This window comes from Paraburkholderia sp. BL9I2N2, from assembly GCF_004339745.1.
In the GTDB taxonomy this organism is placed as follows: domain Bacteria; phylum Pseudomonadota; class Gammaproteobacteria; order Burkholderiales; family Burkholderiaceae; genus Paraburkholderia.
This window is the reverse complement of sequence record NZ_SMGP01000005.1, coordinates 145,476-167,421: the sequence shown is the minus strand read 5'-3', so window position 1 is coordinate 167,421 and position 21,946 is coordinate 145,476. Positions and strand designations below refer to the sequence as shown.

Annotated in this window: 15 protein-coding genes and 1 pseudogene; 6 read left to right on the top strand and 10 right to left on the bottom strand. The window is 63.8% G+C overall.

What is annotated here, in order from left to right:
* Positions 1-15: 15 nt before the first annotated feature.
* Together B0G74_RS42420 and B0G74_RS42415 are read right to left on the bottom strand one after the other, a co-directional pair.
* On the bottom strand, positions 16-3,762 hold the full coding sequence (locus B0G74_RS42420) for a DUF748 domain-containing protein (protein ID WP_132383577.1): 3,747 nt from the start codon (positions 3,760-3,762) through the stop codon (positions 16-18).
* 228 nt (positions 3,763-3,990) lie between these two features.
* Positions 3,991-5,409: a DUF1254 domain-containing protein gene (locus B0G74_RS42415; RefSeq protein ID WP_132383575.1), complete on the bottom strand. Its 1,419-nt coding sequence runs from the start codon at positions 5,407-5,409 to the stop codon at positions 3,991-3,993.
* Positions 5,410-5,706: 297 nt separating this feature from the next.
* On the opposite strand from B0G74_RS42415, the gene B0G74_RS42410 reads away from it, so the two are divergent.
* The 3 genes and pseudogenes from B0G74_RS42410 to B0G74_RS42400 all read left to right on the top strand — a co-directional run bounded on the left by B0G74_RS42410 (position 5,707) and on the right by B0G74_RS42400 (position 11,290).
* The gene (locus B0G74_RS42410; protein WP_132383573.1) at positions 5,707-6,357 is read left to right on the top strand and encodes an FMN-binding negative transcriptional regulator; all 651 of its coding nucleotides are present in this window, start codon (positions 5,707-5,709) and stop codon (positions 6,355-6,357) included.
* Between the two features lie 127 nt (positions 6,358-6,484).
* Positions 6,485-9,044 (top strand): annotated as a pseudogene (locus B0G74_RS42405) (heavy metal translocating P-type ATPase).
* A gap of 272 nt (positions 9,045-9,316) precedes the next feature.
* Complete coding sequence (locus tag B0G74_RS42400) at positions 9,317-11,290, top strand: methyl-accepting chemotaxis protein (protein ID WP_132383571.1); 1,974 nt, start codon at positions 9,317-9,319, stop codon at positions 11,288-11,290.
* Positions 11,291-11,380: 90 nt separating this feature from the next.
* On the opposite strand, the gene B0G74_RS42395 is transcribed toward B0G74_RS42400, so the two are convergent.
* Entirely contained in the window at positions 11,381-12,034 is a 654-nt protein-coding gene (locus B0G74_RS42395; protein ID WP_132383569.1) for a glutathione S-transferase family protein, read from the bottom strand.
* A gap of 219 nt (positions 12,035-12,253) precedes the next feature.
* On the opposite strand from B0G74_RS42395, the gene phaZ reads away from it, so the two are divergent.
* On the top strand, positions 12,254-13,717 hold the full coding sequence (gene phaZ, locus B0G74_RS42390) for a polyhydroxyalkanoate depolymerase (RefSeq protein WP_132383567.1): 1,464 nt from the start codon (positions 12,254-12,256) through the stop codon (positions 13,715-13,717).
* A 77-nt stretch (positions 13,718-13,794) separates the two neighbouring features.
* On the opposite strand, the gene B0G74_RS42385 is transcribed toward phaZ, so the two are convergent.
* From B0G74_RS42385 to B0G74_RS42375, 3 genes are all read right to left on the bottom strand, one after another.
* On the bottom strand, positions 13,795-14,229 hold the full coding sequence (locus tag B0G74_RS42385; RefSeq protein ID WP_132383565.1) for a cupin domain-containing protein: 435 nt from the start codon (positions 14,227-14,229) through the stop codon (positions 13,795-13,797).
* Positions 14,230-14,404: 175 nt separating this feature from the next.
* Positions 14,405-15,016 carry a flavin reductase family protein gene (locus B0G74_RS42380; protein WP_132383563.1) on the bottom strand — a complete coding sequence of 204 codons (612 nt, stop codon included), beginning with the start codon at positions 15,014-15,016 and terminating at the stop codon, positions 14,405-14,407.
* 263 nt (positions 15,017-15,279) lie between these two features.
* Complete coding sequence (locus tag B0G74_RS42375; RefSeq protein WP_132383562.1) at positions 15,280-15,711, bottom strand: hypothetical protein; 432 nt, start codon at positions 15,709-15,711, stop codon at positions 15,280-15,282.
* A 335-nt stretch (positions 15,712-16,046) separates the two neighbouring features.
* On the opposite strand from B0G74_RS42375, the gene B0G74_RS42370 reads away from it, so the two are divergent.
* Entirely contained in the window at positions 16,047-17,759 is a 1,713-nt protein-coding gene (locus B0G74_RS42370; RefSeq protein WP_132383560.1) for an IlvD/Edd family dehydratase, read from the top strand.
* 25 nt (positions 17,760-17,784) lie between these two features.
* A complete protein-coding gene (locus B0G74_RS42365; protein ID WP_243658579.1) occupies positions 17,785-18,693 on the top strand; it encodes a dihydrodipicolinate synthase family protein in 909 nt (302 codons plus the stop codon).
* A 236-nt stretch (positions 18,694-18,929) separates the two neighbouring features.
* On the opposite strand, the gene B0G74_RS42360 is transcribed toward B0G74_RS42365, so the two are convergent.
* The 4 genes from B0G74_RS42360 to B0G74_RS42350 all read right to left on the bottom strand — a co-directional run bounded on the left by B0G74_RS42360 (position 18,930) and on the right by B0G74_RS42350 (position 21,923).
* Positions 18,930-19,223 (bottom strand): hypothetical protein, encoded by a 294-nt coding sequence (locus tag B0G74_RS42360; protein ID WP_132383558.1) that lies wholly within the window; start codon positions 19,221-19,223, stop codon positions 18,930-18,932.
* A 446-nt stretch (positions 19,224-19,669) separates the two neighbouring features.
* A complete protein-coding gene (locus B0G74_RS46095) occupies positions 19,670-19,828 on the bottom strand; it encodes a hypothetical protein (RefSeq protein WP_165924046.1) in 159 nt (52 codons plus the stop codon).
* 189 nt (positions 19,829-20,017) lie between these two features.
* Entirely contained in the window at positions 20,018-20,326 is a 309-nt protein-coding gene (locus B0G74_RS42355; RefSeq protein WP_132383556.1) for a hypothetical protein, read from the bottom strand.
* Positions 20,327-20,576: 250 nt separating this feature from the next.
* Positions 20,577-21,923 carry a hypothetical protein gene (locus B0G74_RS42350; RefSeq protein WP_132383554.1) on the bottom strand — a complete coding sequence of 449 codons (1,347 nt, stop codon included), beginning with the start codon at positions 21,921-21,923 and terminating at the stop codon, positions 20,577-20,579.
* Positions 21,924-21,946: the final 23 nt, after the last annotated feature.

Below are 21,946 nucleotides of genomic sequence, written 5' to 3'. Positions count from 1 at the left end.
CAGGCCTCACCACGCTCACTTCAAGCCGAAGTCGACCCGCGTCGTCGCGCCCTTATCCTTGATGCCGTCGGCATTCAGCTTAGGCGCGACGATAAACACGCGGCTGCTGTCGATCTTGCCGTCCAGATACTGCTGCACGCTCTGCGCCCGCTGTTGTGCGAGCTGGCGCAGGCTGGCCTCATCGATCGGGGCGTTGGCGGCGAGCGCGCTCTTCATGTCGTCGTCCGGCAAGCTCTTGGTCAGGCCGACAAAATTGCGCGGCTTCTTGAAGTCCGCCGACTTGTAGGCCTTGCTCAGATACTTGTCGTAGTCCTTCGGGTCGACGGTGACGGTCGACAAGTCGACGCTCTCGCCGTTGCCCACCACGTCCTTGATCTTCTGCTGCTTGACGAGGCGGTCCACGTAGCCGGTGCGCAACGCGGGTTCGTCGACGGCCGGATCGACGCGGCCGATCAGGTCCATGCGGATCGACGGTTTATCGGACAGCGCCTTCACGATCGTGTCGAGTTTCTGGGTGTCGGCGTCGGTCAGTTTCGCCGAGCCGGGTTCGAACTCGACATAGCCCAACTCCTCGCCACTACCGCCGAATGCGTTGGCGATCAGCGAGAACGGCGCGGTCACCGCCTTCTGGAGCAGATTGAGCACGGCATGCCAGATCAGGCCGCCAATACTGAACTCGGGATTCGACAGTGAGCCCGACACCGGCAGGTTCACGTCGATTTCGCCGCGCGAATTCTTCAGCAGCGAGATCGCGAGACGCACGGGCAGCTTGGTCGCCGTATCGTTGTCGATGTGATCGCCGAACGTGAGCTGGTCGATGAAAATATGATTGTTCGCGTCCAGTTGATCGTTCGCCAGCTTGTAGTGCAGATCGACGTTCAGCTTGCCCTTGGTGATCGGATACCCGGCATATTTCGACGAATACGGCGTGAGATTGGTCAGTTCGATATCGTGCGCGACCGCTGTCAGATCGAGCGCCGGCTTCGCAATCAGCGGATTGACCGTGCCGCGAATCGACAACGGACCGTTGGCCGCCAGTTTCGCGGCGATGTCGACCGGCGCGGCCGTGGTCGATTGCGTGCCGAACGCGCCGACCGTGCCCTGAATGCCGACCAGATTCGCCGTGAAATTCGGTTTGATGAAGTTGTCGGTGTACGTCACGCGGCCCTGTTGCAGCACCAGTTGACCGAAGTGGAGCTTGACCGGGCTTTGCGGCGGCGTAGCCGCCGTCACCGTGGCGGGCGCGGTCGACGAGGCCGGCGCGGGCGCAGCCGCGACTGTCGATGCCGCTTGCGGCGTCAACGGCACGGGCTCGGCGCCGCTCTTGTCGCGCGTCAGCGATTGCGCTGCGCCGCTTTCATGCGCGACGACGTCCTTGAGATTGAGCTTGCCCTGCGCGTCGAGCAGCACGCGTCCATAGAACTTGGTGAACGTGACGCGGCCCGCGTCGACCACCGTGCCGTGCTCGTCGTAGTCCGCCTTAAGGTTGGACAACGCAAGCGAGCCCCAACCCGCGAACGGATCGGAGGTCGCCTTGTCGAGCATACGGACTTCGACGAGCGCCACGTCGCCGTGATAGGTCGCTTTCAGCGACTTCGCCTGATTCAACGCGAGGTCGCCGTTCGCATTGAGCAGCGCGCTCGCGATCACCGCATTCAGCTTGCTGCCGAAGTACGGCTCGAAGGCCGCCGCGTCGAGCCGGTTGGCGTTCACCTTGACGGCCACCTTGAGCGGCGTCGCCGTGACGTCGCCCTTGACGCCGAGTGTGCCCTTCTTGTTCAGCGTCGCCTGCAGATCGACCGGCAGCGGACGGCTCAGGTCGTCGCTGATGTTCTGCACCTTTAGCTGCAGCGGCGTGATGTTCAGCTTCACCGGCTGCGGCGTGGTGTTGTCGATGAAATTGGCGGTGGCGTCTTTCACGGTCAGCTCGCCGATCTTGTAGTGCCATGCGGGCCCTTCCGCCTGCGCCTTCTTGACCGCGTGAATCGCGGTGCGCCGCTGCGCCGCTTCGTGCTGGCCGGCAAGCGCGGCGAGGTTGATGCTGCCGTCTTTCAGACGCTGCGCGTCGAGCGCGAGGCCGGTCGTATCGACGCTGGCGATCTCGGCGGTGCGCGCCGCCAGATCCACCTGCTTGAGCTTCACGCTGCCTTGCGCAAGCGAGATCAGCGGATCCTTGCTCTCGCGCGTCCCGACTTTCAGCGATTGCAGGTCCAGTTGCGAATCGGTGACCATCACCGCAACCGGCGACTTCGACCAGTTCGCGCCGACATTGGCGCTGGCCGAAAGCGCGCCGTCCGTGATCTGCGCAACAGTCGCGGTGTCGATATACGGTTGCAGCAGCGGCAGCTTCAACGACTTCAGATCGAGCTTCGCACTGGCCGTTTTCGCGACGAGGCCGAACGCGCCGGCCACGCCGAGCGAGCCGCCGGCATTCTTGAAATCGGTGTTCAGCGTGTAGTGCGCGGGCGCGGTGGCGAGCGTCGAGAAATCGGTCAGCGTCACGGCCAGTTTTTGCAGGCCGACGTCCATGGGGCGCGAGGCGGCGGCGTCGTGAACATTCACGGTGCCGTCATTGAGCAAGAAGCGTTTGATCGACAGATCCAGCGGCGGCGCCGTCTTTTCGGTGGCCTTCGAACCGGACGCCGCAAGCGGCGCGCTCGCGGCCGGTTGCGCCGCATCCGCTTCAGATGCGGGCGCGGGCGCGAACATCTTCTCGACGCTCACCACGCCGTCTTTGTCACGCGCAAGATTGGCGGTGGGCGCCTCGATGCGGATCTCGTCGAAGTGATAGAGGCTCTTCAACGGCTCGAGCGTGGCGGCGGCCACATGCACCGCGCGCGCCGCGAAGAACGGCGCCTTGCTCTGATCCTGCACGTCCACGTCGTTCATATCGACGGTGCCCGCCACGCGCAACGAAGGCGCGTCGTTGGAGACCACGAAGTTGAGCTTGAGATCGGTGGACAGTCTGCCGGACTGCACGATCACCGGTAGTTTGGTCGGCACGTACGACATGAGGCGCGGCACATCGAGCCCGTCGAAGCGCAACGACACTTCCGACTCGCGCGACGCGGCAAACGGCTTGGTCTTGCCGTCGATGGCAAGCGGACTGCCGTCGATCCGCGCACGCAGCAAAGGCTCGACGAAGATATCGGTTTTCGACGGCAGCGTGGCGATGAACGGAACGCCGAGCTTCCATTGATCGATCACATGCGTCGCGCCGAGCAGTATGTCGTCGAACGTAATCTGGCCGTTTTCGAGGCGAATGTTCGATACGGAGAACAGAGTCGGCTTGCTATCGGGCTTGGCCGGCTGCTTTGCGAATTTCTCGATCAGGTCGGTGAAATTGAAGCGCTGCGCATCGTAGCGAACAATGTGAAAGCGCGGCGAATCGAGCTGCACTTCGTCGATGATCGGCGCCGCGCGAAACAGCGAACTCCACGACGGCTGCACGATGAGCCGCGAGATATCCACGAAGTCGCCCGCGCCGCCGCGCTCGCCGATATGCACACGATCGGCTTCGAACTTGAGCGTGTACGGATTGAGCGCAATGCGGCCGATGGTGGCAGGGCGGTCGAGTTGTTTGCTGAGCTGTTGTTCGGCAATGTGGCGAATCAGCGGCGGCGCCGCGAAGAAGCCCAGCAGACCAAACAGTACAACGAAGATCAGCAGACCGGTAATGACACGCCGGGTGCGGCGTGACTGCGCGACATCGCGCACGGTCTGCATGGACGAGGCTAGTGATGCTTTATTGAGGCTTGCCATGCTCGGTCTTGGGTAGTGCGGCGGCAAGCCCGCCGCGAAAACGAAAATCCCGCAAGCGGCAGTATAAGTCGTGAATCTTTCGTCGGATATAAATGTAAGGCGTGGCTTACACATTCCTCCGCGCGATAGCGTCGCATGTCCGCCGAGTCGATGCGGCGGACATGCGTTTCGCGATGCGCTAACCGCTCGTCACTGATGCGCGGCTGTCACGTCATGGACACGCAGGTATCACTGACGCACGACGGCCGGCGGTTGCCAACTGCCGTCGGTGGCTTGCGGCTTGGGCGCATACAGACGCAACACGAGTTGCAGATCGGCACGCGGCGCCGGCAGCCAGTTGCCGCTCTTGCCGCGAGCGGACGACACCGTCACGTCGAGCGAGCCGTCGTGATTGCGGCGCGCGCCGTTGCGGTCGCCGACCGCCAGACGCGCCGGCGCGCTTTCACCGAGCGCACCGTCCTTCGTGTAGGCGGTGATCGACCAGAAGCCGCGCACCGGCGGCAACTGATTCGGCGCGAAGTGGATCACGTAACGGTTTGCGCCGTTGAGCACATGACCGTCGCTGTCCTGGGTGGCGACCGCGCGAACTTCGTCGTCTTTCGTGCCGATGCCGGGTTGCGCGTAAGCGGCATAGGCGCGCATCGCGTAGTCGGGACCGTAGTTGCCCACGCCGTCGCCGAACCAGCTCCAGCCGTTGCCGCTCAGCAAGTTGGATGGCGGCGAGACGACGCGTTCATGACCGTCGGCGAGACCGGCCGCGATGGCCTCCGGCGCGTTCGGCAGCTTGACCGGCTCGCCGGGCGTCACACCGAGGTCCGAGAGAAATTTGAGCGCGTGCGGATCGGCCGGCGTCGGCGGATTGTCAGGCAAAGCCTGCGCGAGTCGCGTGAAGAAGCCGTTCGCGTCGAGCGCGGCGACTTGCGCGGCCGGCGTGCCGGACGCGGCCGCTGCCGCGTCGGCGGCATTGCTGCGCGGCGGTGTGATCGAGGCGGAGCGGCCGTCGCCCGCGTAGATGCTCAGCGGCGCGACGCGAATCGCGCGCTGCAGCTTACGAACCGCCGTCAGATCGCGCGTGCCGTTCGACTGGATACGCACGCTCACCCATGCATTGCGGGTCGGCACGTCGACGCGCGTCACACCTTTGGGCAAGTCCCCTTGCCAGCCCGGACCGACAAAGGCGATCGCCTGCGCCTTGATGCCCGCCGCACGCGTGGCGAACTGCGAACTGGTGGACCACACCACATTGGTCCACATGTCGAGCACGCGGGCGTCGACATAGCGGCCGTGCGAGTCTGGCAGCGAAACGATCACCGGTTCGCTGCCGACGTCCAGCCAGCCGGTCGAATCGAATGTATCGAGACTCGGCCGTATCGGATTGGACGCGCCGATCGGCGGCAATGCCTGCGCGTGGCGCAGCGTATTGAGCGGCGCCTGGCCCGGATCGGTACCGACCGCCGCGTCGCGCGCGACGCCCATCAGCACCAGCGGGTAGCCGAATACGTACGAGTCGGCGACTTCGTCCTTGATCCAGCCGGTGGATTTTTGTGTCGCAGTGGGGGTCGACGCGCAACCGGCCAGAAATGCGAGGCCTGCGAACGATGCGCAGGTCCAGTGAATCGAAAACAAATCTCGGCGATTTTTTATCATTCGTTCAGGTGGCGGAACGGGTGGTCCTAAGGGAGACGCCGGCGTGCGGCGAACCCTGTTTGCGCGGCCTCCCAAAGCCCAACGCAGCCAGTCCGCGGTTCGCGATGCCGACAACATCGGGTTGTATCGTATCCTTGATTACCAGGCAAGCGCAAAGGCAGGAATAGCGCGGGTTCGCGCGCGCACGCCGTCCTTTTGCGGTACGGTTGACGTTTTTTGTTACATCCGCCCCGGCGCCCCACGCCTTGGGCGACCTTTCATCGCTGCTCTTTCGCCCCCTCGTATCCGGAGCGCTTTATGTATATGCCCGCCCATTTCGAAGAGAACCGCCCAGAGGTTCTCCATCGCCTGATCGCCGAGCAGCCTTTCGGGGCGCTGATCACCAACGGACCGAACGGGCTCGACGCGAACCATGTGCCGTTCGAGTTCGAAGCCCCGTCCGCGGCCAGTGAAACGCACGGCATCCTGCGCGCTCACGTCGCCCGCGCGAACCCGGTGTGGCAGGAAGCGGCCGCGAACCCGGATGCGCTCGTGATCTTCCAGGGTCCGGCCGCCTACGTCTCGCCGAACTGGTATCCGAGCAAGCGCGAGGCGCATCGGCAGGTGCCGACTTACAACTATATGGTGGTGCACGCCCATGGCCGGATCGTCGTGCGCGACGAGGAGTCCTTCGTGCGCGGCCTGGTCGCGCGTCTGACGCGCAAGATGGAAGCCGGCGAACCGGTGCCGTGGAAGATGGGCGACGCGCCCGCCGACTTCATCTCCCAGATGCTCGGCGCGATCGTCGGCATCGAGATCGAGGTGACGCGCCTGGTCGGCAAGTGGAAGCTCGGCCAGAACAAGCTTGCGGACGACCGGCGCGGCGCGGCCGAAACCCTGCTGGCACGCTCTACCGACGAACAGCAGGCCGTCGGCCAGGCCATGCTGGATGCGCCGCCGGCCTTCTGAGCGGGCGTTTCGGCAAGATATCGGCGCTCTGAAGCGCGCCCTGCAATTCGCCCTTGACCTTCCCATCATGGGAAGGTCAATACTGGGTTCATGACGCGGCCCGATGCCGCCACGAGCCTTGCCTACCATGACAGAACTTGCCGACCCGCAGCGCCCCACGGACGCTGCCGCCCCTTCCGCCCGGACCGCCGAACTCGACATCGGCGGAATGACTTGCGCCTCGTGCGCGCTGCGCGTCGAGAAAGCGCTCGCCAAAGTGCCGGGCGTCACGCGTGCGTCGGTGAATCTTGCCACGGAGCGAGCGCGCATCGAAAGTGACGCCAGCGTCGATCCCGACACACTCGCCAACGCCGTGCGCAAGGCGGGCTACGACGCCACGCCGTTCGCCGCCACGGAGACCGCGCCACTCGTTGCGCAGCAGCCGACGGAACTGGCGATCGGCGGGATGACTTGCGCCTCGTGCGCGATGCGCGTCGAAAAAGCGCTGGCGAAGGTGCCGGGCGTGGTCGGCGCGTCGGTGAATCTGGCGACCGAAACCGCAACCGTCAATCTGGATGGCATGACTGCCGCGCCGGACGCGCTGATCGCCGCCGTCAAGAAAGCGGGTTACGAAGCGACGTTGATCGTGCCGCCGGATGAAACGGCAGCGGCCGATCAAGCCGACCACGCCTTACCCGCCGACCGCAAGCGCGACCAGACCCGCCGCGAACTGGCAGCCGTGCTCGCCTCCGCCGTGCTGACGCTGCCGCTCGTCGCGCCGATGGTCGGCGAATGGTTCGGCCTGCACGCGATGCTCTCGCCATGGCTGCAACTCGCGCTCGCCTCGATCGTGCAGTTCGTGTTCGGCGCGCGCTTCTATCGCGCGGCTTATCGCGCCGTGCGGGCCGGCGCGGGGCAACATGGATTTGCTGGTGGCGCTCGGCACGTCGGCGGCGTATGGCATCAGCGTCTACGAACTGGCGACCCATCCGGGCGACATGATGCATCTGTATTTCGAGGCGTCGGCGGTCGTGATCACGCTGGTGCGCTTCGGCAAGTGGCTCGAAGCGCGCGCCAAGCGCCAGACCACGGACGCCATCCGCGCCCTCAATGCGCTGCGTCCCGACCGGGCGCGCATTCGCGTCGGCGGCGACGAGCGCGACGTGCCCCTCGCGCAAGTGCGCGTCGGCACGGTGGTGATCGTGCGTCCCGGCGAACGCGTCCCGGTCGATGGCGCGGTGCTCGAAGGCCGTACGCATATCGACGAATCGCTGATCACCGGCGAAAGCCTGCCGGTGCCGAAGCAGGTGGCCGACGCGGTCACGGCCGGCTCGATCAACGGCGAAGGCGCGATTGCCGTGACGACGACCGCGATCGGCGCGGAAACGACGCTCGCGCGAATCATCCGGCTCGTGGAAAGCGCGCAGGCGGAGAAGGCGCCGATCCAGCGCCTCGTCGACCGGGTCAGCGAAATCTTCGTGCCGGCGATTCTGGCGATTGCCGCGCTCACGCTAGTGGGCTGGTTGATCGCCGGCGCTGGCGGCGAAACCGCGATTCTGAACGCGGTCGCCGTGCTGGTGATCGCGTGCCCGTGCGCGCTTGGCCTCGCCACGCCGGCAGCCATCATGGCCGGCACCGGCGTCGCGGCGCGGCACGGCGTGCTGATCAAAGACGCCGAAGCGCTGGAAACAGCGCATCGCGTGACGATCGTCGCGTTCGACAAGACCGGCACGCTGACGCTCGGCCAGCCTTCGGTGACGGCGTTCGAGCCGATCGGCGGCATCGGCCGCGACGAGGCGCTGGCGCTTGCCGCGGCAGTGCAGCGCCATAGCGATCACCCGCTGGCGCGCGCGGTGGTCAAGGCGTATGAAGCGGCGCAGACGAATGGTAGCGACGCGGACGCATCCGTTCAGACTCTCGCCCGCCAGGCGAGCGCCGCGCGCGCGGTCGCAGGCCGCGGCGTCGAAGCGGAAGTCGACGGACGCACCCTCGCGCTGGGCAGCACACGCTGGCTCAACGAACTCGGCATCGACTTGCCGCAGGCGCTCACTGCACGCGCTCACGAACTCGAAGCGGCGGGCAACACCGTTTCGTGGCTCATGCAGCGTAATCCGCAAGCGCCTGCGGCACTCGCCTTGATCGCTTTCGGCGACACCGTCAAACCGACGGCACGCGCCGCCGTCGAACGGCTGGCGCAAATGGGCATCAAGAGCGTGCTCGTCACTGGCGACAACCGCGGCAGCGCGGCGAGCGTGGCCAAGGCGCTCGGCATCGACGAATTCCACGCGGAAGTTCTGCCCGACGACAAGGCCCGCGTGATTCGCGACCTGAAGATCCGCAGCGCCGGCATCGTGGCGATGGCAGGCGACGGCATCAACGACGCGCCCGCACTCGCCGCCGCCGACATCGGCATCGCGATGGCGACCGGCACCGATGTGGCCATGCATGCGGCCGGCATCACGCTGATGCGCGGCGATCCGGCGCTCGTGGCCGACGCCATCGACATCTCGCGCAAGACGTGGCGCAAGATCCAGCAGAACCTGTTCTGGGCGTTCGTCTACAACCTGATCGGGATTCCGCTGGCCGCCTTCGGCTTGCTGAACCCGATGCTCGCCGGTGCGGCGATGGCGTTTTCGAGCGTGAGCGTCGTGACCAACGCGCTGCTGCTGCGCACTTGGCGCGGCGCGCAGGATCGTTCGGCGCGCTGAGCGAACGCGGACAGAAATGCCCCGCACGCGACGGGGCCTTTTACGCCGTCGTCACCAACGCGCTATCGCTGCGCGCCTAGCGTGGCGCGCAGCGCAGTTCGGCGGACTGAGCGCGGTACGGGACCTAAGCGCCGCTGGCAGCACGACCAATTACGAAGCGCTTTCAAAATTCTAAAGAAAGCGGACACCGCAGCCGTAAACAAGGCATCGATGCCGGGCATGCCTACGCATGGCTCGCGCCTCGCCTGTCCTCCTCTACTCTGCAAACGTCCATGGAATTTCTCTCTTTGCGCCGCGCCAGCGTCGGCGCGCGGCTCGCCGTACTTTCGTGCGTGCTGGTGGCGTTGATTTTCGCCGCGTTCACGTGGGCGCTCACCCGCACCGCCGGCAAGCAGATCAGCGATCAGGTGCTCGAACGCATCGCCGATAAAGACCGCTCGATCGCCGCGATGATCAAGCTGTTCGACAAAGCCCTGTCGAACGAGGTCGATCGCTCGATGTCGCTGTTCGCGAGCTTCCTGCCCACCGGCTACACGCTCGACGAGACCCAGAAGGTCGACATCGGCGGCGTCGCCACGCCGACCATCAAGGCGGGCGACAAAGTCCTGAACATGGACTTTTCCATCCCCGATCTGTTTCTCGAACGCAGCGGCGCGGTGGCCACCATCTTCGCGCGCAGCGGCGATGATTTCGTGCGCGTCACGACTTCGCTTAAGAAACAGGACGGCTCGCGCGCCATCGGCACGCTGCTCGACCGCAAGGCGCCGGCCTACGCGCTGCTGCTCGCGAACAAGCCTTACACCGGACTCGCCGCGCTCTTCGGCAAACGTTTGATCACGCAATACCGGCCGATCACGGACGCAAGCGGCCGCGTGATCGGCGCGCTGTTCGTCGGCGTGAACGTGGACAAGGAAATTCAGTCGGTCCAGGACGGCATTCGCAGCCTGAAGATCGGCGACAGCGGTTACTACTTCGTCGTCAACGCGTCGAGCGGCGCGGATCGCGGCAAGCTGATCGTGCATCCGGCCGCCGCCGGCCAGAATGCCGACAACGCGAACGCGCCGTATCAGCAGATGCTCGACATGAAGGAAGGCCAGCTCGAATACAGCTCCGCCGATGCAACGCTCGGCGAGCGCGGCTCGCGCGACAAGTTCGTGTCGTTCGTTACCGTGCCGGAATGGCAGTGGCTCGTGGGCGGCGTCGCGCCGCGCGACGAAGTGATGGCCGACGTCATCACCACGCGCAATGAATTCCTGCTGCTCGGCCTGGTGCTCGTCGGCGTGTTCGCAGCCGTGTTTCTCTTTGCGGTGCGACGCCTCGTAAGCCGCCCGCTCGAAGAAGCCGCCAAGGCATCCGAACGTTTCGCCTCGGGCGATCTGAGCGTGCGCGTGGCGAAGGGCGCGAACGCGCGCGCCGATGAAATCGGCCGCCTGATGCAGTCGATCGACGGCATCGGCGAAGGTCTCGCGCGCATCGTTTCGCAAGTGCGCAATGCATCGACGGATATGTCGCACGGCACCGAAAAGATCGCCACCGGCAGCGGCAATATCGCCGCGCGGATCGCCACGCAGGCGAGCAGCCTCGAGGAAACGGCGGCCAGCATGGAACAGATCACCTCGACCGTGCAGCAGAACGCCGACCACGCCGCGCAAGCCAACACGCTCGTCACGCGCGCCGCCGACGCCGCGCTCGAAGGCGGCCGCGCCGTCGAACGCGTGGTGTCGACGATGGGCGAGATCAGCCGCTCGTCGCAGAAGATCGCCGAGATCACGAGCGTGATCGAAGGCATCGCATTCCAGACCAATATCCTCGCGCTGAACGCAGCGGTGGAAGCGGCACGCGCCGGCGAGCACGGCAAGGGCTTCGCGGTCGTGGCTTCGGAAGTGCGCGCGCTGGCGCAGCGCAGCGCGGCTTCGGTGAAGGAGATCGAGAGTCTGATCGCGACGTCCACGGCGACCGTGCAAAGCGGTTTCCAGATCGCCGAAGAAGCCAGCTCGACGATGCAGGGCATCGTTCAACAGGTCGGCCAGGTGCGCGCGATCATGGGCGAGATCAGCGTCGCGTCGCGCGAGCAATCGGGCGGCATCGAGCAGGTGAATCTCGCTGTCACGCAGATCGGCGAAGCCACGCAGCAGAACGCGACGATTGTCGGCGAGGCCGAACTCGCGGCGGCCGAGTTGCGCGATCAGGCCGCGCGTCTCGCACAAGTGGTCAGCGTGTTCAAACTGGAAAGCGGACGCGATTGAGGCGCAGTCGGGGCCGGCGCGGCGCGCTGCAGTACGGCCTATCGCGCCGAACGCCGCCCGCTGTTGCGGCAGCGGCGCCGCCCGGCTTCTTCAGAACTCGACGTCCAGCTCGTCGATCTCTTCCACTTCCTGTTGTGCGTCGGCGATCCACTCCTGCATCTCGGGCAGCGCCATGATCCGCTGTCCGTACTCGACGATCTCCGGATCGAGTTTGACGTCGTAGGTCACGAAACGCGTCACCACGGGCGCGTACATCGCGTCCGCCGCGGTGCGCTCGCCGAACAGAAACGGCCCGCCGTACTGCTTCAGACATTCGCTCCAGATCGTCACGATGCGGTCGATATCCGACTGCGCCCGCGCCCACACCTTGAAGCCCGGGAAGTGCGCTTTGAGGTTCATCGGCAGAGCCGAGCGCAGCGAACCGAAACCCGAGTGCATCTCGCCGCAGATCGAGCGGCAATGCGCGCGGGCGCGAATATCGTCGGGCAACAGCTTCGCGTCCGGCTTCAGTTCGTTCAGATATTCCGCAATCGCCAGCGTGTCCCAGACCTTGATGCCGTCATGAACGAGGCACGGCACCAGGATGGACGGCGACAGCAGCAGGAGTTCAGCGCGTGCCGCGGGATCGTCGATCGGCATCACGATCTCTTCGAAAGGCAAGCCGCTGAACTTGGCCAGCAGCCAGCCGCGCAACGACCATGACGAATAATTCTTGCTGCTGATGGTGAGCGTGGTATTCGCCATACGATTCTCCTCCAGATGAGGCGTTCGGTCGACGCCTGACGCCATGCGTGCACGTTGCCGTGCGTGCGCGCACCAAAGCGCGGCAAATTCGGCCCGTTGCCCCGACTCGCGCAAATGCTATGCCAACGCGGGGGCACGTCTGCACCCGTGCGTGTGCATGCATGGCACATGACTTGCCTTTATTTGGGTTCCTTCCTTTTCAGCATTCGTGCGAAGGTTATGAACCTGTTCGCATATCCTACATACCAGGCTTTCGCCGACATCATGCTGCCGATGCGGCACGGCGCTTCGCTGGTGAATCATTCGCTCGACGCATGGCCTGCGTTCGGCGAGACATCGCACGGACGCTCGATCCGCGCGGCCTGCGAGCTGTTGACGCTGGCCGGACTCACGCCCGTGCGGCCGCCGTTCGAGATCGACAGCGTGATATGCGAAGGCAAATCCGTGCCGGTCGTCGAGGAAGTCGCCGCGCACACGCCGTTCTGTTCGCTGTTGCATTTCCGTAAGGAGACCCAGCCGTCGGCGCCGCAGCCCCGTGTGCTGGTGATCGCGCCGATGTCCGGCCACTTCGCCACCCTGCTGCGCGGCACCGTGCGCACCATGCTGGCCGAACACGACGTCTACATCACCGACTGGCACAACCCGCGCGACGTGCCGTTGAGCCAGGGCCGCTTCGGCTTCGACGAATTCGTGCAGCATGTGATCGACTTCACCGAAACGATCGGACCCGGCGCGCATCTGCTCGCCGTGTGCCAGCCGACCGTCGCCGCACTGGCCGCGGTCGCGCTCATGGCCGCCGACGATCATCCCGCGCAACCAGCCAGCATGACGCTGATGGCCGGTCCGCTCGATACCCGCATCAATCCGACGCGCGTCAACGAACTCGCCAAAAGCAAACCGATCGAGTGGTTCGAACAGAATCTGATCAGCGCGGTGCCGTTCGGTTTTGCGGGCGCGCATCGGCGCGTGTATCCAGGTTTCGTGCAATTGACCGCGTTCATGGCGATGAATCTCAACCGGCATCTCGACTCGTTCGAGACGATGCATTACGAGCGCGCCAAAGGCGATCCGGCGAAGGCCGACACGATTCACACTTTCTATGAAGAATACTTCGCGACGATGGACCTGACGGCCGATTTCTATCTGGAAACCGTCGATACGGTGTTTCAGCGGCATGCACTGCCGTTGCATGCGCTCGAAGTGCGAGGGCGTCTCGTCGAACCGTCGAAGATTCGCCGCACGGCGTTGCTCACCGTGGAAGGCGAGAAGGACGATATCTGTGCCGTCGGGCAGACACTCGCCGCGCAGGACATGTGCGACAAGTTGCGGCCCTATTTGAAAACCCATCACGTGCAGACCGGCGTGGGACATTACGGCGTGTTCAATGGACACCGCTGGGAGCGGCACATTTACCCGCGCGTGCGCGCCGTGATCTACGACAACGAACCGCGTGCGGTGCTGGTGAGTTCGCGCGCGCGCACGATCCAGCCGGTGCCTGCTGCGGCGGCTGCAGAAGTCACTCCCGCGGCGCCGGCGGCGACGGCGGTGGTCGATGTGGATGGGGATGCGGCGACGTCGGTCGGGTCGAATGGATCGAGCGCCACGTCGAGCGCGGGTTCAACGGCTGCTATCAAGCCGCAGGCGCCGCGTGCTTCGCGCAGGCGGCCGCCAGCGACGCAATGAGTTGTTGTTGGCGGCGGCTTGCTTGATTGCGTAGTCCTCACGCTACACAAGCAAACAGGCGGCCGCTGTTGGCTTCGCTACGCCGCGACGCTCTTCCAAGGCGTCACTGCGGGCACCTCGCACGGCCCTTCGACTTCGATCGATTTGAAATCGGCCGGCGAGACGATTTCGATGTACTCCATATCCTCCGAGTAGTCGAACAGATAGTGGACGATGCCCGGCGCCTGATGCACGCAATCGCCGGCGGCAACGAGCGTCTCCTTGTCGCCGTACATGAAGCGCGCCCAGCCCTTCAACATGATCACAATGTGGAAATCGGCCTCATGACGGTGCCAGCCGGTGCCTTGCTCTGGTGCGTGATTCGCCTTGACGAGTTGCGCGAGCACCTTGCCGCCGGTCGCCTGCGCGATGCCTAAATCGCGGTAGAGAAAAAAGTCGCGCAAGCCCTGATCCTCATAGGACGTGTCTTGCGGACGGACATGACTGAATTGCGTGGCGAATTCGGTGGACATGATCGCGCTCCTCGCGAGTGAGCCGGCATTGACAACGACGCAGTGGAGCGTCGGTTGCAAGCATCAAGCGGGCCAGTGCGCGGACTCTATTTTTTTGTTTTTGCGCGCTTCCGAGGCAATGCCGTGGACGTCGCGCCGCCTTGCGCGGCGCGACGTGTTCTCAAGCGCGGTGACGTTATGCGGTCGGGCGGAACATCTGGAACATGTCGCCGATTTCCGCGTAGTCGGCGCGGTAGCCGGCGCGCATGATCGGCTGCGCTGCGTGGGTGTCGAACAGGCCGTCTTTCAGATACGCCTCGTTGATATGCACGCCGACCACCTGCCCGAGCGACAGGTAGTTGTCCATCGGCTTGCCGTCGAGCGTATGCAGACGCACCACTTGCAGCAGCTTGCATTCGAGCGCCGCCGGCGATTCGGCGACGTGCGGCACGGCCACGTTGCGGCCCGGCGCGGGCGTGAGGCCCGCGAGTTCAAATTCGTCGACGTGCGGCGCGACTGGCGCTGACGAGCGGTTCATCTGCTCAGCGAGTGGCTTGGTGGCGAGGTTCCAGACGAATTCGCCGGTGGCTTCGATGTTGGCGACGCTGTCTTTGCGGCCTTCGCTGGAGAAGCCGATGATCGCCGGAAAGGTCGCGAACGCGCCGAAGAAACTATAGGGCGCGAGGTTCAATGTGCCTTCGGTGTCGCGCGAGGAAATCCAGCCGATCAGACGCGGGGCGACGATGGCTTTGAACGGATCGTGCGGGAGGCCATGACCGGTGGCGGGGTCGTAGAAGTAGTGGGGCATGGGGGTTTAGGGGCTTTGCGAATGGGGCGAGACGGCATTTATACCGCAGAGTGGCGCGGGCCGCTGGCCTGCATCGACAGCAGCATCCAAAACGCCAGGTGTGCGTGATTTTGATGTTTGCCGTGCATTTGCTGTGTCGATGCAGTGTGGAAAAACCTGCAACGACGGAGGAATGACATGAGCTTTTCCAGACTCCGCGGTGTCGAGATCAAGGCGTGCCTGACATCGTGAAGCGATGTATGTCATCACCGATGAGCGCGGATTCAATGGTACGTCGTTGTCGACGACTGCAGCTTCGTCAGCACGCCGCGTTGGAATCGGAACCAGCCTTGCGAGCTTTGCATCACGACTTCATCGCCTTGCCAGAACACGCGCTTGACCGTCATGCGCTTACCCGAGCGTTGCACAAGCGGCGGATGGTGGCGAAAGTCGTACAGCACCGGGCCGGATTCAGTTTGCACGAGCATGCGCGTGACGGTGTCATCTGAGCTGCCGACGTCATCGAAATGACTGAGCGTGTTTGCGCCGAAGCGATCGAAAACTTCCTTGTCGAGCATCCCGACGAAATCGTGGTCGACACGCACGAATTGCAGGTTGCCCGAGGGCGTGACGAGCGGGCCGGACGCGTTGCTTTGCGCATGAACGCAGGTCACGAAAGAAGTGGCTGCCAACGCAGCGAGGAGCAGTCGTCTCATGTTTTCTTTTAGATTCGGCGGCGTCTCCGACGACGGAGCACGACCTGTAATCGTTCCTTGGGAACATTATCGTCATTTTTTGGCCGACACGTCGAAAGGTGCGGTGCCTACCGTGCCTTTTGCTATCACGTATGACTGCATTTCGGCGATCCGTGAGATGAGACTCTGAGTTGCGAATCTTGAAGGCACCACTGCATGCTGATAGGCGCAATGCCCTTTCATTGATTACCATTAAGCCATGGCCAATTAAGCTCAGACTATGAGTACAACTCGCGCCGGGACGATTCTAATAGATACGGCATCACCTCATCACGAAGGTTTCCAGGAGACAGGACATGCGCAAGCTTCGTTCACAAAGCTGGTTCGGCAGGAACGACAAGGATGGATTTATCCACCGCTCGTGGATGAAAAACCAGGGTATTCCGCACGATGAATTCGACGGACGTCCGGTTATCGGCATCTGCAATACGTGGTCGGAACTCACGCCATGTAACGCGCATTTTCGCGAGCTGGCGGAATACGTGAAAAAAGGCGTGCATGAAGCGGGAGGCTTGCCGCTCGAGTTTCCGGTGATGTCACTTGGCGAATCCAATCTGCGCCCTACCGCGATGCTGTTTCGCAACCTGGCCTCGATGGATGTCGAAGAGTCGATTCGCGGCAATCCGATGGACGGCGTGATTCTGCTTGTGGGTTGCGACAAGACCACGCCCGCGTTGCTGATGGGCGCAGCGTCGTGCAATCTGCCGGCGCTGGCCGTTTCCGGCGGACCGATGCTCAATGGCCGGTTTCGCGGCAAGAACATCGGCTCGGGAACAGGTGTCTGGCAGATGTCCGAGGAAGTGCGCGCCGGCACGATGACGCAGGAAGAGTTCACCGAAGCCGAGTCGTGCATGAACCGCTCGCGCGGTCACTGCATGACGATGGGCACGGCGTCGACGATGGCCTCGATGGTCGAGTCGCTCGGCATGGGCTTGCCGCACAACGCGGCGATTCCCGCGGTCGATGCGCGCCGTCAGGTGCTCGCGCATCTCGCGGGCCGGCGCATCGTCGATATGGTTCGCGAGGATCTGACGATGGACAAGATCCTGACGCGCCAGGCCTTTGAAAATGCGATCCGCACGAATGCGGCGATCGGCGGGTCGACCAATGCGGTCGTTCATCTGATCGCGCTGGCCAAGCGGATTGGCGTGGAGTTATCGCTAGAAGATTGGGAACTGGGTTCGAACGTGCCGTGTCTGGTGAACCTGCAACCGTCGGGCGAATATCTGATGGAGGACTTTTACTACGCGGGCGGTTTGCCGGCGGTGTTGAAGCAACTCGGCGAACAGGGGCTCTTGCATAAAGAAGCGCTGACCGTTAACGGCAAGTCGATCTGGGACAACGTGCGCAACGCACCGAATCACGACGAGAAAGTCATCACCACGTTCGCCGAGCCGTTCAAGCCGAAGGCCGGCATCGCGGTGCTCAAGGGCAACCTGGCGCCGAATGGCGCAGTGATCAAGCCGTCGGCGGCCACCGCGGCGCTGCTCAAGCATCGCGGTCGCGCAGTGGTGTTCGAGAACGTCGAAGAACTACACGCCAAAGTCGATGACGATTCACTCGACATCGACGAGCACTGCATCATGGTGCTAAAAGGCGCGGGGCCGAAGGGTTATCCCGGTTTTGCGGAAGTCGGCAATATGCCGCTGCCAAAGAAGGTGCTTGAAAAAGGCATCACCGACATGGTCCGCATCTCGGACGGCCGCATGAGCGGGACGGCGTACGGCGCGGTCGTGTTGCATGTGTCACCGGAAGCGGCTGCGGGCGGGCCGCTCGCGTTCGTGCAGACCGGCGACATGATCGAACTCGATGTCGAAGCACGCCGCCTGCATCTTGACGTCACCGACGAGGAACTTGCGCGCCGGCGCGCCGCATGGCAGGCGCCCGAGGCGCCCAAACGCGGCTACTACAAGCTCTACGTCGAACATGTGCTGCAAGCGGATCAGGGCGCGGATCTGGACTTCCTGGTTGGATCGAGCGGCGCACCTGTGCCGCGCGACTCACACTAATGCCCATTGACAAGGAAACAGTCCAATGACGGCGAACGATGCACTTCCTCCCGGTGGAATCTGGCCCGTTCTGTACGCGTATTTCGACCCGCACAATCAGCTGGATCGAAACGCAATGCGCGCGCAGGTCGATGCCACGATTCACGCCGGCGCGCCGGGCATTGTGATCCTCGGGCTCGCGACCGAAGTGCATCGCATGTCGCTCGAAGAGAAGCATCATGTAATCGACTGGGCCAGCACTGACATCGGCGCGCGCGTGCCGCTCGCCGTCACGATCACGGGCGACACCGTTGACGCCCAGGCCGAGCTTGCCGATTACGCCGTGACGCGTGGTGCGTCATGGCTGATCCTGCAGCCGCCTTCCGCGCGTAATCAGCCCGAATCGTTCTATTTCGATTTTTTCGCTGACGTGATGGAGCGCGTGCATGCTCCGGTTGGCATACAAAACGCGCCCGAGTATCTCGGCGTTGGACTGTCCGCTGAGTCGATCGTTGAACTCGCGCGTCAACGCGACAATTTTCGATGGCTCAAAGGCGAAGGACCCGCGATTGTGGTCCGTCAGACCATCGACCAGTTACGCGCGCTCGGAACACCTCTGCCCGTATTCAACGGACGCGGCGGTCAGGAGATCATCGACAATCTGCGCGCAGGTTGCGCCGGCCTGATCGTTGCACCGGATACCTTCGACAGGCAGGTCGCTATTCAGCGAGCCTTTGTTGCTGGAGACGAGGCGCGTGCTGAGGCGCTGTATGCAGAAGTACTGCCGTCCATTGTGTTCGTGATGCAGTCGCTAGACTCGCTGACCTGCTACGGTAAACGGATCGCTGCATGGAGAATGGGCTTTGACGTGCACCACGATCGCGGCATCGCTCCAACGGCATTCGGACTCGAATGCGCGCGGCGCTTTGCACAGCGACTGGGGGCCTACGCCTGAACCGCGATTAGCGGACGAGATATTCGCATTGTCGCGGCTGGTTGGCGCGGGCCGATATCCTCGACGGCCGATCCTGACGCGGGCATGACGGCTGCGCGGCCGATGCAGTCGGCGTCGATCAATTCGTCGAGCGCCGGCTCGCAAGCCCGAATGTGACAAAGCCGGTCTTCCGCAAGGAAGGACCGGCTTTGTGGACTTCCCACTGACGCCGCGTCGGCGGCGTCGTTACGCGCGGATTAATAGCGCTGCTGCGGACGATGGTCGTCGTGGTGATGCGGATCGTAGTCGTGCGGATGATGGCGCATCCAGTCGTCATGAGCCCAATAGCGGTGGCCGTCATAGTAACGATCGCCGTGCCAGCCGATATTGATCGACACGCCCACCGGCATCATGTGCGGCTGACCGTAGACCGCCGGGCCGTTTTCCACGACCACGCGTTCTTGGGCAAATGCGCTGCCAGCTGCGAGCAGCGCGCCGCCAGCCAGCAAGGTTGCAATGATCGAACGCGATGTCTTGTTCAAGGTTTTCATAGTGACCTCCCATCAAAGTTTTGTATCAAGCCAGCGTCCGTGCTCGAGATCGACCTGAACCTGCAATTTCAGGCTCAAACCAGACGCCGTACGCTTGAGACCAACTTTAGCGGCGCAAACCGCATGAAGACGTGAGCACTTGTAAGCGCACATTTCATAGAAAGGGACGGATGGCCAAAGCGCTTTTTGCCTGTCGCGCCCTGTCTACAAAGCCATGCGCGGTGACCGGGCCACGCCGGCTCCGCGGCCATCGTTCAGGCTCCGTTACATTCATTTCGGCCCGGAAATATTCGGAGACAAGCCCTGAGCGGCGGAAAAGCGTCCGAAAAAAACAAAAAGCCACGGTACGCGTTTCGCGAACTGTGGCTTCAATGGTGATGCGATGCGCATCCGACATGCGCGCCCGTACGCGGTTGCTCCGCGCTTGGGCCGGTACGACTTTGCTTTTAGTCGCTCAGCTTGACGCCGAACAACGTAGCTTGTGCTCTGCGAACGCGTTCTGCTTCGCGGCTACGCGCTTCGTACGAGTAGTCCGCATCCAGCGGCAGATGGGGCGACGCAAAGAGGTCGCTGACCTTTTGGAACAATGCAAAAATGAAGCTCATGGCGACTCCCGGTTAGTTACTGCATTTGCTAGGGTTTTCCCTTAAGAAGAAGTATAGGGTTTTCCCTAGGCAAAAGCTAGTGCAATGCAGCAATTTTTCGGTGTGGTTCGTTGTCGCGGGTATTTTTCACATGTTGCGTTGCATCATGACAACGTCCCTGTTTTTTCAATCCAGGGTCAAAGGGCTGGTCTACTGCAACGTGGTCGATACCGGCTTCCTGCTGCGCATTGGCTTCGGGCTCGCCGCGGCCTTGCGCGGGTTGACTACCGCGGCGTCGACGGCGCCCGCCGCCGTGTTGTCCGCGCGCATCAGCGTCGCGCTATTCACCGACACGATCAGCCCCGGCAGCGTCCGTGCCGGATTGTCCTGCGGCTTGACGGCGGCGCCCGTCGCTGAAAACTCGACATTCAGCGCCCAGTGGCCCTCGTGGATGCCCTGATCGCGCAGAACTGCGCCCAACAGTTCCTCGATGGAGTATTTGTGTTCGCGAGTCGGCATGGTGGCTCCCGTCAGAAGATGCGCTGGCGTATCCGGTCCGGCTTCGCAACAGCATTGAAAGTGTAGAACGCGGGGTTTGAGTTGCGGCGTGGCGGAAACGCGCGGCGCCTTACGGCGTCTATCCGGTGAAATGGCGAGCTTGGCGGTCGGCGGGTACCGCGCGAACGTTGGTAAGCGGGGAGCGGCGGCCGGCGAGTGCCGAGTGGCTCACCGCGGCCGGCTCATCGCCGGCCACGGCGCTCACTGACTGTCAATGCGGGGTAACGGCTTTCGGCTTATGCGCATGCTGCGCTCGCACGACGCGCCTCGCATGCGCCGGCGCAGCGGCGGCTTGCTGAGGCGCGGCGGGCGCTGCCGCAGCGACGGCCGCGTCGGAAGCGGCAGTGGCGGCGGCTGCGTTCGCCATCGCCATGTGCGTGTCGAGCAAACTGGCCATCGCCGCTTGCTGGTTCTGCATCATCTGTTCGATGCGATGCTGCTGGGCCGTCGTCTCGCGCGTGAGGCGCATCAGCAGCAACGTTTGCGTGATGCCGATCGCGACCGTCACCAGCAACGCGCCCACCACGATCGACAGCATCCATTTCATGCGGCGCGAATGATCGGTCGCGGCGCGGCGCTGATCGGCGATCACGCCGTAGAGCGCGTCGACGGTGTCGGCGAAGGCGGTTGCCCGCGCACGATCGAGTTCCGGCGCGGCCCGCAGCGCCGCCGCGGCCGCCTCGGCGCGGCGGGCTTCGCGCCACGGCGTGGCAAACGCGGCGTTAGCCTGTGCGGACGCCGATGAATTCGTCGACGCCTGCAAGCCAACCTTCGAACCTTCAGTAGCAGCGTCCGACTGTGCGGACGCGGGTTCGCTCGTCGTTGTGTCCGCCACGCCGGCCGCGACTGCAGCCGGTTCTTGCGAAGCCGAAGCCGAAGCCGCCTTGGCAAAAGTCGCCGCAAAGCGTTGCGGCGCCTTGCCGCCGCCTGAAGGCGGCACCGTCGCAGTGTCAGTTGCTGCCCCTGGCTCGGACGTCTGGCGCAGCGCGGTCACGCTGCGCGCCACGGTGGCTGCCGCCATCGAGGGCGAAAGCGGCGCCGATGCGTCACGCGCTGGTGCCGCCGATTTCTCTTCAGCGGCAGTGGCCGAGTCCGCCGCTTTCGCGTCACCCAAACCCACGTCGCCGGCCGCCGAACCAGTCGCCACCAACGGCTCGATTTCGAGCCCGCTCAATAGCGCGTTGACCGGGACCGGCTGATCATCCGACTTCGCAGCACGAGGCGTGCGGCGCGCAGCCCGCGCGTCCACCGGCACGTTGTCGCCGGCATCGATCGCGCCGACCGCGGCCAACACCACATCGGGTAATTCGAAACCGTGCAGCGTGCCTTGCCGGATGTCGATATTCATCGCTTCCAGCGTGGCGCGGGTGGGATCGTCGGGGAACAGATCGAGCGTGCTGTCATCGCGGGACGCCTCGCTCAGTTGCGCGAGGCGTTGTGCCGAGCGCGCGGCGCGCGCCAGCTTGTTTTCAGTTTCGGTCGAGACGGTGGCCTGGCGACGCTTCTTCGAAGCGGCGCGCTGAGGCCGGGACTGCGTGGATGCTACGGAATCTGCCATAGAGAAAAAAGCGGTCGTCGCCG